The 11,486-nt window shown below is 62.2% G+C and carries 7 protein-coding genes; 5 read left to right on the forward strand and 2 right to left on the reverse strand.

Translation table 11 applies throughout. From position 1 onward, the window contains the following. Positions 1–411: 411 nt before the first annotated feature. Positions 412–1,296: a LysR family transcriptional regulator gene (locus tag JWQ89_RS20985; protein ID WP_299644345.1), complete on the reverse strand. Its 885-nt coding sequence runs from the start codon at positions 1,294–1,296 to the stop codon at positions 412–414. Positions 1,297–1,458: 162 nt separating this feature from the next. Between JWQ89_RS20985 and JWQ89_RS20990 the strand changes: the two genes are divergently transcribed. The 4 genes from JWQ89_RS20990 (at position 1,459) to JWQ89_RS21005 (ending at position 5,544) form a co-directional block, all read left to right on the forward strand. Next, positions 1,459–2,439 carry a nucleoside hydrolase gene (locus JWQ89_RS20990; protein WP_299644346.1) on the forward strand — a complete coding sequence of 327 codons (981 nt, stop codon included), beginning with the start codon at positions 1,459–1,461 and terminating at the stop codon, positions 2,437–2,439. Between the two features lie 11 nt (positions 2,440–2,450). After that, positions 2,451–3,764: an extracellular solute-binding protein gene (locus JWQ89_RS20995; RefSeq protein WP_299644349.1), complete on the forward strand. Its 1,314-nt coding sequence runs from the start codon at positions 2,451–2,453 to the stop codon at positions 3,762–3,764. Between the two features lie 65 nt (positions 3,765–3,829). Then, positions 3,830–4,699, forward strand: a complete 870-nt coding sequence (locus tag JWQ89_RS21000; protein ID WP_299644352.1) for a sugar ABC transporter permease — start codon at positions 3,830–3,832, stop codon at positions 4,697–4,699. Continuing rightward, positions 4,699–5,544, forward strand: a complete 846-nt coding sequence (locus JWQ89_RS21005; RefSeq protein ID WP_299644354.1) for a carbohydrate ABC transporter permease — start codon at positions 4,699–4,701, stop codon at positions 5,542–5,544. The genes JWQ89_RS21000 and JWQ89_RS21005 overlap by 1 nt, the downstream gene beginning before the upstream one ends. A 121-nt stretch (positions 5,545–5,665) precedes the next feature. Here JWQ89_RS21005 and JWQ89_RS21010 read toward each other — a convergent pair whose 3' ends face one another. Continuing rightward, entirely contained in the window at positions 5,666–6,388 is a 723-nt protein-coding gene (locus JWQ89_RS21010) for an outer membrane beta-barrel protein (RefSeq protein ID WP_299644357.1), read from the reverse strand. Between the two features lie 675 nt (positions 6,389–7,063). On the opposite strand from JWQ89_RS21010, the gene JWQ89_RS21015 reads away from it, so the two are divergent. Further along, positions 7,064–11,486: AAA family ATPase (locus tag JWQ89_RS21015; RefSeq protein WP_299644360.1), on the forward strand; the 4,423-nt coding region annotated here is incomplete at its 3' end.

Raw genomic sequence — 11,486 nt, forward strand, 5'->3', positions numbered from 1 at the left:
CGTCCGGCTCGTTACAATCACGCGAGGGCGCCATGGACGTTCTGAATGGTCGGCTTGGTGCACCGACTGGCCGCTCAGTCATCTCAAGCCCGTGATAACAGAGGGCGCGAGCAGTCAGGCCTTAGGGCTTTCCTTAGGGGCATGCGCCCCAGACAACCGCCACCATAAGTTAGATCAACTACTTAGGTGGATTAAATGGCTCCATCCTCGATCAGACATTACACGTTTTCAATGGGTTACCGCAGCACCCAGTGCGACGTGTGTACCAATAGAGCGCACCGCTCGCAAGTCTTGGCGAGCACCGCAAAAGCGCCAGCAAGCCCACGTCCTCTTTTGGCCTAGTGGGCTCTTAGCGATGTCGGCTTAGGCCACTAGCGGACACGCGTCTGCATATTCGCCGCTTGGCAGGGTCTACTGCCCAGCCGAACGTGCCGATGCTGCCATCTCACGCTGAAACCAGCGAGCGATGATGTTCATGGTCTGGCCCGAGCGCTCGTCGCGCCAAGCGAGGAACCATCTGCCTGGCCGAGAAACCACGCCGAGGGGCGCCACCAGGCGGTTCTGGGCGATGGCATCCCATATGGCGGGGCCGGGACCGATGGCCACGCCAAGCCCGGCCTCCGCGGCCTGCACGCTATAGTTCAGCGCGTCGTACCAGATGGTCTCGCGCTCCGGCAGTTCGATACCCACCTCCCTCGCCCAGTTGGTCCACATGTCAGGCGGCCAGCGGATATCCAGGCGCGGAAGGGCCCAGAGACCCTCAACGCCGAGGCCCTCATGCACCAGCTGGGGGCTTGCCACCGGGCCAAAGGTCTCCGGGCCGATCTCGACGACCGTCAGACCGGGAATATCCAGCGGCAAGCCGACTCCGACATAGATATCGATCGAGCGATCTGCGGGGTTGATCTCTCGCGTCCAGGTCGTGAGCCGAACCGATTTTCCACCCAGTTCGGCGTCTAGGGCCGGTAGCCGTGACACTAGCCAACGGAGAAGGAACGTGTCGGGCGCCGTCAACATGATGGTGCCGTGACGGTAGGCCGAGCGCAGGTGCTCCACGCCGCGGGTGATCGAAGCAAACGCCTCGGTAACCGTCGCCGAGAACGCCGCCGCCTCAGGCGTCAGCCGCATCGAGCGATTGCCGCGCTCGAATAGCTCCACGCCAAACTCATCCTCGAGATTCTTAATGTGACGGCTCACCGCGCCGCTCGAGACGCGCAGTTCTTCGGCAGCACGACGCACGCTGCCCAGGCGGGCAGCGACCTCGAAGGCCCTTAATGCATTGAGCAGGTGCAGCATGATCGTTGAAGAAAAATCAACCGAATGCCCGAATAGTAAGCTGTTGAAAATCCGTTGTCTATCCTACGCTTTCCTTGATTCTGCAGGGGGATGGGCAGGATTTCGCGGCAGGCCCGCCCTCGGCCCATCCAGCAGTTTTTTGGACCGACACAAGGCGGCTAAGTGACTTCCATCACCCATCGGATCATCATCGACTGCGACCCGGGCCATGACGACATGGCCGCCATCCTGTTGGCCGCGTCGAACCCTTCGATCAAGATCGAGGCGATCACTGCCGTCTGCGGCAATGCCTCGGTCGAGAACACCACGCGTAACGCGCTGCGCATCGTCGAGGCCTTTGGTCTCGACATTCCGGTCTATCGCGGCGCCCAGCAGCCGCTGTTGCATCGCTACGAGTTCCCCGCCGCATTCCATGGCCCCAGCGGGCTCGACAGCGCCGGTGTCGAACTGCTAGCACCCACCCGCACGGTCGCACCCGGCCACGCCGTCGAGGCAATCATCCGGCTGGTCGAGGCCAACCCCGGCGAGATTACACTGGTGGTAATCGGCCCGATGACCAATGTCGCCCTGGCACTGGCGCTCCGTCCCGACCTTGCGTCGGCGATCAAGCAGATCGTCTTCATGGGCGGCTCGGCCGGCGAGGGCAACGTGACGCCTGCTGCCGAGTTCAACATCTGGGCCGATGCCGAGGCCGCCCGAATGGTCTTCCGCGCCGGCGTGCCGCTGACCATGTTCGGCCTCAACGCCACGCACCAGACGCTGCTTCGCCGCGAAGACGTCTCGGCCATCCGGAGTGCCCATCCGGGTCCGAACACGGTCGCCGACATCCTCGATTTCTACTGCGGCACCTATTATCGCTTCGCCGGCGCCGACAAGCCAGGTGCGCCCCTGCACGATCCCTGCTGCATCGCCTGGCTGATCGACCCGACGCTCTTCGATATCGAGCATCGCCCCGGCGATGTGGTCGTCTCCAACGACGAGGCCTATGGCCAGACGCTGATCGACCTGCGCCCGCAGGATCCGTCGCACGATACCCGCGTCAAGAATGTCGGCGTCGCCGTGAAGGCCGACGCGCCCCGTTTCGCCGAACTAGTGACCCAAGCCATGATCTGGGCTGCCGCCAAAATTTCCTCGAAGCCATGAAGGGTGCCAACGTGAAGACCGTAAAGCTCTCCATTCTCGCCGGCCTTGTGGCCAGCTTTTTCGCCGGCACCGCGCTGGCGCAGGACAAGACGCTCAACATGATCGTCATCGAAGGTGGCGACACCACCGCCATGCAGGCGGTCGTCGATGCCTACAAGGCGTCGCACCCGGGCATTGCGATCAACCTGCAATCATATCCATTCGCGCAGTTTTTTCAGGTCGCCGAGCTGCGCCTGCGCTCGGCTGACGCCGGCATCGACCTCGTCTATGTTGATGCTCCGCTGATGGCGAGCTATGCCTCGCGCGGCTTCCTGTCGCCGATCGATCCCGGCATCGATACCTCGTCGCTGGTACCGAGCGCGCTCGACGCGGGCAAGTATGACGGCAAGCAGTACGCCCTGCCGATCAATAACTCGGCCCAGGTGATGTTCTACAACAAGACCCTGTTCGAGAAGGCCGGCATCACCCCGCCGACCGGTCTCACCGCCGGGCAGACCTCTACGCAGGGCGATGTCGACAAGCTCGCTTCGACCGAGCGCTGGACCTGGGAACAGGTCGCGGACGCTGCCCAGAAGCTCACAGTTAAGGATGGCGGTCGCACCACTACCTACGGCTTCTCGGTCGAGCAGTTCGCCGAGCTCTACCAGCTGCAGCCCTTCGGTGAATCGCTTGGCACCGACGTAATCGGTCCTGACGGCTACACCGCCAAGGGTTATCTCGACAGCGAAGCCTGGACCAAGGCAGCGACCTACTGGAGCGAACTCTACTCTTCAGGCGTGAGCCCCAAGGGCCTCGGCTACGGCGAAGGTGCCCAGCTGTTCGGCAATGGCCAGCTCGCCATGTTCGCCGGCGGCACCTGGAACCTGCCGATACTCGCTGCCACCGGTGTCGATTTCGGCGTCGCGCCCTACCCCTACTTCGCGGGCGGCAAGGTGCTGACCCCGACCGGCTCGTGGTATGTCGGCGTCAACGTCGCCTCGGCCAACCAGACGGAGGCCATGGATTTCGCCTCCTACCTCACCACCAATGCCGAAGGCACCAAGGTGTGGTTCGATGCGCTACAGCAGCTGCCGACCTACAAGCCGCTGCTCGATACGATCAGCACTTCGGCCGATTTCGACGTGTTTCCGAAGAACGTCTTCCGCCTCGGGGTCTACGACTCACTGAACACTGCCAAGGCCCGTCCGGTCACCGCCGCCTACGGCCAGCTGCAGGATGCGTTCCGCACGGCCTTCACCGACATCTCGAATGGCGTTGCCGTTTCCGAAGCGCTCAAGAGCGCGGTACAGAAGTTCGAGACCGCGGCCAACCGCGTCGCAAAATAATCTACCCATCCCCAAGCGTTCCCGGCCTTTCCTTACCGTCGGGGACGCAACTACCGGAAAACGGCGTGACCCGAACACGATCTCCCCTCCTGCTGGTCGCCGCGCTGCTTGCCCCAGCGATTGCAGGTCTCGTCGTTTTCCGGCTCTACCCGATCGCGCTCGCCGTCTCAGACAGCTTCTTCAACATGGTGCGCGGCCACCAGGTGTTCGTCGGCGTCGGCAACTACCTGTCGCTGATCGCCGATTCCGCCTTCTGGAAATCGCTGCAGGTGACCTTCTGGTTCAACCTGCTGATCAACCCGATCCAGATCGCCCTGTCGCTTGGCCTTGCCCTGCTCTACGTGCAGAAGTTCCGCGGCATCGCGCTCTACCGCTTCCTGTTCCTGATCCCAATCGGCGTGTCTCTGCCTGTGGCGGTGATCATCTGGCGCATCATGCTGAGCCAGGACGGCCTCGTGAACGGCCTTATCGGCATTGCCGGCATACCGGCGCAGCCGTGGCTCACGTCGGAATCCTTTGCGCTTTACTCGATCATCGCCATCGCGACGTGGAAGGGCATCTCGTACTGGATGATCTTCATTATCGGCGGGCTGCAGAACATCTCGACCGAAATCTATGAAGCCGCAAGGCTCGATGGCGCCGTCGCTTGGCAGCGGCTCTGGCACATTACCATCCCCCTCCTCCGCCCTACCCTGCTCTTCGTGCTGGTGGCGGACGTGTCGATCAACTTCCTGCTCTTTGCGCCCATCTTCATGCTGACCCAAGGTGGTCCGGCGGATTCCACCAACGTGCTGATGTACGAAGCCTACAAGTCGGGCTTCGTGTTCGGCGACATGGGGCGAGCGATGGCGATCATTGTGGTCGTGGTGCTGATCCTCCTGGTCATCGTCGGGCTGCAGTTCCGCCTGCTCAACGGCAAGCAGGAGAAGAAGTGATGGCCCGCCCCCTTCGCCGCGGCATCAGTTTCGGGCTCCGGCATATCGGATACATCGCCGTCGCCTTTATCTTCGTGCTGCCGCTGTGGTGGGCGATTGTCTCGTCGCTGCGACCGAACATGGAAGTGTTCGCCGACATATTCCCGTTCACGCCCAAGGCGCTCCTTCCCGTCCCCTTTTCGCTCCAGGCCTATGAGGGAGTGTTCCAGCGCGGTTTCGGCCAGATCATCGCCAACACCATGCTGGTGGCGATGATCACCATGATCGCCGGGCTCTTCGTGAACGGTCTTGCCGGCTTTGCCTTTGCAGTGTTCGACTTCAAAGGGAAGAACGCCATCCTGACGCTGATCATCATCAGCTTCATGCTACCCTTCGAGGCCATCGCGCTGCCGCTCTATACGGTGACGCTGCAGCTCGGCTGGCTCGATAACATCGCGGCGCTGATCGTCCCAAGCGTCGCCAATGGCCTCGCGGTTTTCCTGTTCTACCAGTTCTTCAAGGAAGTGCCGAAGGACTACCTCGAGGCGGCACGGCTCGACGGAGCCAATTGGTTGGACGTGCTGCGCCACGTCTACGTACCACTCTCGATTCCAACCCTCATCAGCGCCGGGCTCCTGCTCTTCGTCTTCCAGTGGGAAGCCTTCCTCTGGCCGCTGCTCGCCATGCCCAGCCAGCAGTTCAAGGTGATCCAGGTCGGCATGGCTGCCTTTCAGCAGCAATACCAGACGATCTGGAACCAGCTCTTCGCCGTGGCAGTGATCACCGCCCTGATCCCGATCGCGCTGCTGATGCCTTTGCAGCGCTACTACGTGCAGGGGCTGGCCGGCGCGGGATTGAAGGGATAGCCGGCAACATCTTCTCGATATTCAGCGAGGCTCGCTCGCCGGCTCAGCGACCGACTGGAAAGAAAAAACCCGCCAAGGTTGCCCGTGGCGGGGGTGTTGCAGTTGGAGATGGAAGTCTAGATCAGAACGACCAGTTCAGGCCCACGCGGGCGATGACGGCATTCGAAGCGAAAATCGCCTGGTAGGCGGTGTCGTAAGGTACGGCGAATTCGCTGTTAGGAAGGGCGATATAGAGGACTTCGCCTTTCACCGACAGGTTGTCGGACACCATCATTTCGGCGCCGGCGCCAACTGCGATACCCCACACGGTCTGCGTGCTCGTATAGTCTATGCCATCTGCCGGACTGCAGTCCGGGTTGAAGCAGGAGCCGTAGGTGGCGTTCACTGCTGCGACGCCGGCCGTCGCATAAACGAGGGCATTGTCAACGGCGATACCGGCCTTGGCGCGGAGGGTAGCGAACCAGTCCCATTTGGCGCTGGAGTTGTAGTGGTCGGTGTCAGCGTTGACGTCGGCGCTCAAGCTGGACCAGTTGATGTCGCCGTCGAAGCCGAGGACGAAGGAGCCGGTTTGAATATTGGCACCGACGCCTACGCCAACAGTCCCGCCGAATGCTGACGCGTCAATATTGCCGTAGTAGCTGCCGTAGTAGACGGCTTGTTCGCCGGGAACGTTAGCGGTGAGCAGCCCGCCACCACCCATGACGCCAACATAGAAGCCCGACCAATCTTGCGACACGCCGTAAACGGGCGCATCGACGATCGGCATCGCGTCAGCCGCCACGGCCGCGCCGCCGAACCCTAGAATGACAACGGAAGTTAAGATTAACTTATTCAGTGAAGACATGCCGGCCTCTCTCGACTCTAATCTAGATGACGCGTGTAACAGCGCACACTCAGAAAGCTGTGTAGCGCGGAGGCAACAGCGTCGATTTGTCCAGTTAGGCCGAAAGAATAGGCGTTTATTATATAGCGACCAAAGTCGGATGCGGGCAGGATTTTCGATTACTTGTGGTAGTTCGGACCGCCGGCGGCGGTCGCGCCCCTGGCATCCGCCCTTGACTCAGTTCGGGTTGGTGCGTTTGGCGTATTGGCGGTTTCCAGACAACCACGTTGAAGCGGCACCCGTTCCCCGTCGTAAAATGATTTTCCATGCCGTGGCGACTGTCTTTGGTTGCTCGATGCCTCTGCAGTGAAATGCTGAAAATGAAAAGGCCCGGCTTCCATGAAGGAGACCGGGCAGTTCGCCACCGGGTGGGAGGGAGGTGGTGGCGTCAGGAGCTGGGAAAAGCAACGTCCATCAGCGATGGCAGAATCCCCTCCCCGGCGACGGGCTACAGCCAGCACGCCCGCCCGGCTCCATTGCCCTGTAGCGTTGCGGTGGAGCACGAGGCAGGTCCCTCTACAATAGGCAAGATCGCTCCTCATCGGGGATCAACATCGATTTAGCTTTCAGCGGGAGCCGGGAAAGCGCTAACGTTCATGTCGCTTGGGGCGCTTGGGACTCTGACAGGAGGTCCTTGTGGAGTTCTCGGGCTATGTGTTCTCGGCGTTGCGGGGGGGCGATTTCACGCTCCACCGAGGCTCGGGCGACGGTCTGGACCCGATCCTGCTGGTCGCGCCCATCGGGGAACGCCCGGCGCGCGAGTCGCTCAAGCAGCTCGAACATGAATATGACCTCAGGGCCGAACTCCACCCGAAGTGGGCGGTCCGGCCACGAGCCCTATCCCGCCACGACGGCCGCATGGCGCTGGTGCTCGAGGACCCCGGCGGGCAACCACTCGATCAGCTGCTCGGCCAGCCGATGGACGTGACGCAGTTTCTGCGCATCGCGATCCCGCTCGCGGCCGCAATCGGCCAGGTGCATCGGCGCGGGCTGATCCACAAAAACCTCAAGCCGGCAAACATCCTGGTGGACGTCGCAAGCCGCGGTGTCTGGCTCACCGGCTTCGGCATCGCCTCGCGGTTGCTGCGCGAGCATCAGGCACCCGCGCCACCCGAGGTGATCGCCGGAACGCTCGCCTACATGGCGCCCGAACAGACTGGCCGGATGAACCGCTCGATCGATGCCCGCAGCGATCTCTACTCTCTCGGCATCATCTTCTACGAGATGCTCACCGGAACGCTGCCGTTCACCGCGTCCGATCCGATGGAGTGGGTGCATTGCCACATCGCCCGTCAGCCTGCGCCGCCCGACGAGCGGGTCGACGGCATCCCCGGGCTGCTCTCGACGATCGTGATGAAGTTGCTCGCCAAGACCGCCGAGGACCGCTATCAGACCGCCGCAGGCGTCGAGGCCGACCTGCTGCGGTGCCTGACGGACTGGGAGGCACATGGCCGTATCGACCCGTTTCCACCGGGTGCGCACGACGTATCGGACCGGCTGCTGATTCCGGAAAAGCTTTACGGGCGGGAACGCGAAATCGCCTCCCTGCTCGGGGCCTTCGACCGGGTAGTGGCGAACGGCATCCTGGAGTTGGTGCTGGTGTCCGGCTATTCCGGAATCGGCAAATCCTCGGTGGTGAACGAACTGCACAAGGCGCTGGTGCCGCCGCGCGGCCTGTTCGCATCGGGCAAGTTCGATCAGTACAAGCGCGACATCCCCTATGCGACCCTTGCGCAGGCGTTCCAGAACCTTGTCCGCCAGCTTCTGGGACTGAGCGAGGCGGAGCTCGGCCACTGGCGAGATGCCTTGGGCGAGGCGCTGGGTCCGAACGGCCAGCTCATGGTGGAGCTCGTTCCCGAGCTGGAACTGGTCATCGGCATCCAGCCGCCGGTGGCAGTTCTGCCGCCGCAGGAGGCGCAGAACCGCTTCCAGATGGTGTTCCGGCGTTTCCTCGGCGTGTTTGCGCAGAAGGAGCACCCGCTCGCGCTGTTCCTCGATGATTTGCAATGGCTGGACGCAGCCACGCTCGACCTCCTGAAGCAACTGGTCACGCACCCTGAGGTGCGGCACCTGCTGCTGGTGGGGGCCTACCGGGACAACGAGGTCAGTCCGTCTCACCCGCTCACGCGGACGCTGGAGGCGATCCGCAATGCCGGAACGCGGGTCCAGCAGATCGTGCTGGCGCCTCTCGGACTCGCCGATGTCGGCCAGCTTGTCGCCGATGCCGTGCATGCTGAGCCGGAGCGTGTGCGGCCCCTGGCGCAACTCATTCAGGAAAAGACAGGCGGCAATCCGTTCTTCGCCATCCAGTTCCTGACGGCGCTCGCCGAAGAGGGGCTCCTCGTGTTCGATTATGTCGCGCCAGCCTGGCAATGGAGCATGGATCGTATCCGTGCCAAGAACTACACCGATAACGTCGTGGACCTTATGGTCGCGAAACTGCAGCGGTTTTCCACCGCTACCCAGGAGGCCCTGAAACAGCTCGCCTGCCTGGGCAATGTCGCCGACATCGCCACCTTAGCCTTGGTCACCTCGCAGACAGAGAAGGCGATTCACGCCGCCCTCTGGGAAGCGGTCCGCGCCGGGCTTGTCTTTCACCAGGAGGGTACAGTCAGATTCCTTCACGACCGTATCCAGCAGGCGGCTTATTCGCTGATTCCCGAACCGCAGCGCGTCGCGGCGCACCTGCACATCGGCCGCATCCTGCTGGGGAGCATGGAAGCCGACCAGCTCGCCGAGCATCTGTTTGATGTCGCAAACCAGCTCAATCGGGGCGCTGGACGGCTGATCGACCGGGGCGAGAAAGTACGGGTCGCGACAATAAATCTGCGCGCCGGGCGAAAGGCCAAGGCGTCGTCGGCCTATGCCTCGGCGCGCGCATATTTCTCGGCTGGCATGGCGCTGTTGGACGAAAGGGACTGGGGTGGCCAATACAAGTTGACGTTCAGCCTGTGGCTGGAACGCGCGGAGTGCGAGCTTTTGAGCGGCAACTTCGAAAAGGTCGAGCAATTGATTGTGGAGTTGCTGCAGCGCGGGGCGTCGAAGGTCGACCAGGCGGCCGTCTACCAAGTCAAACTTCTGCTCCATACCGTGAAGTCGGAAAATTCGCAGGCTGTGGCCAGCGCGCTCATGTGTCTGCGCCTGTTCGGTATCGAACTGGCGGCACACCCGACCTGGGGCGAGGTCCAGGTCGAATACGACACGGTCTGGAAGGCCCTCGATGGCCGGCCGATCGAGAGCCTGATCGACCTGCCGCTGATGAACGATCCGGAACTGCAGGCCGCAGTGCAGCTGCTTTCGGTACTTACTCCACCCGCCTACTTCACCGACTTTCACCTATTTTGCCTGCTCGCGTGCCGGATGGTGAAGATCGGCATGCAACACGGGATCAGCGACGCCTCCGCGCTCGGCTTTGCGCTTCTCGGCTTTATCTCCGGCCCGGTCTTTCACCATTACGGTGAGGGTTATCGTTTCGCGAAGCTTGCCTGCGACCTGGTCGAGAAGCACCGCTTCATCACCAACCAGCCGAAGGTCTACCACGCGACGGGAACGGTCGCATTCTGGACGCAGCCGATCGGGACCGCGATGGAATTCATGCGCGCGACCTTTCGCACCGCGATTGAGTCGGGCGATCTGACCTTCGCTTGCTACGGTGTGTACCAAATTGTCACCGGCCATCTGCTGCGGAGCGATCCACTCGACGCGGTGTGGCGCGAGTCGGAGATAGGCTTGGACTTCGCCCGAGGAGCCAAATACGGCGACGCCGCGGACATCGTCGTGAGCCAGCAACGCTTCATCGCGACCATGCAGGGCCGGACCGCGACCTTCTCCACCTTCAGCGACGCCCAGTTCGACGAGGTGACGTTCGAGGCTCAGCTGACAGGGGATCGGATGCCCTTGATGACCTGCTTCTATTGGATCCTTAAACTGAAGGCACGGTTCCTGTCGGGCGACTACGCCGAGGCTCTAGCGGCAGCCGACAGGGTGAAGCCGCTCCTTTCGGTGGCAACCGTTCAAATCCAGCTACTCGACTACTTCTATTATTTCGCACTGGCAGTAGCGGCCTGCTACGAAAACGCCTCAGCCGACGAGCAGCAAGAATGGGCCGAACTCCTGACAATGCATCAGGAGCAGCTATGGGAGTGGGCGGAAACCTATCCGCCAACGTTCGCCGACAAGCACGCTCTGGTGGCGGCTGAGATCGCTCGCCTCGAAGGACGAGACGCCGATGCAATGCGCCTGTACGAGCACGCCATTCAATCGGCTGGCGAGCACGGCCTCGTTCAGAACGAAGGTGTCGCCCATGAGCTCGCCGCAGGGTTCTATCTCAGCCGCGGATCCACCACCGCCGCACGCGTCCATCTGGAGGACGCCCGCAATTGCTTTGAGCGCTGGGGAGCGTTCGGCAAAGTGCTCCAGCTTGAGCGCCTGCACCCGCACCTGGGCGAGGAATCGGCTCCGCAGGCGCCCACCGCCACCTTCGGCAGTACCGTCGAGAAGCTGGATGTCGGGACCGTGGTCAAGGCCTCGCAGGCGGTGTCGGGCGAGATCGAACTCGGCAAGCTGACAGAGACATTGATGAGGATCGCACTCGAGCATGCAGGCGCAGAGCGCGGCCTGCTCATCCTTCTGAGGGGCGGTGAGCCGCAGATTGTGGCGGAAGCCATCACCAGCCGGGGAAAAGTTGAGGTGACGGTTCGAGAGACGGCGGTACTGTCCTCGGCCCTCCCACAATCCGCGCTTCACTATGTGATCCGAACGCGGGAAAGCGTAGTCCTCGATGATGCTTCGGTCGGGAACCTGTATTCGGACGACGAGTATATTCGGCAAAATCACCCCAGATCGGTCCTGTGCCTGCCCGTCGTCAAACAGACCAAGCTCGTCGGTGCACTCTATCTCGAGAACAATCTGACGCCTTTCGCCTTCACCGCAAGCCGGGTGGCGGTACTGGAGCTGCTGGCGTCGCAAGCCGCGATTTCGCTGGAGAACGCGGGGCTCTATTCTGACGTGCAGCGGGAAAACGCCGAACGCAAGCGAGCGGAAGATGCCCTGCGACGCA

The organism is Devosia sp. (genome assembly GCF_028290645.1).
Classification (GTDB): domain Bacteria; phylum Pseudomonadota; class Alphaproteobacteria; order Rhizobiales; family Devosiaceae; genus Devosia_A.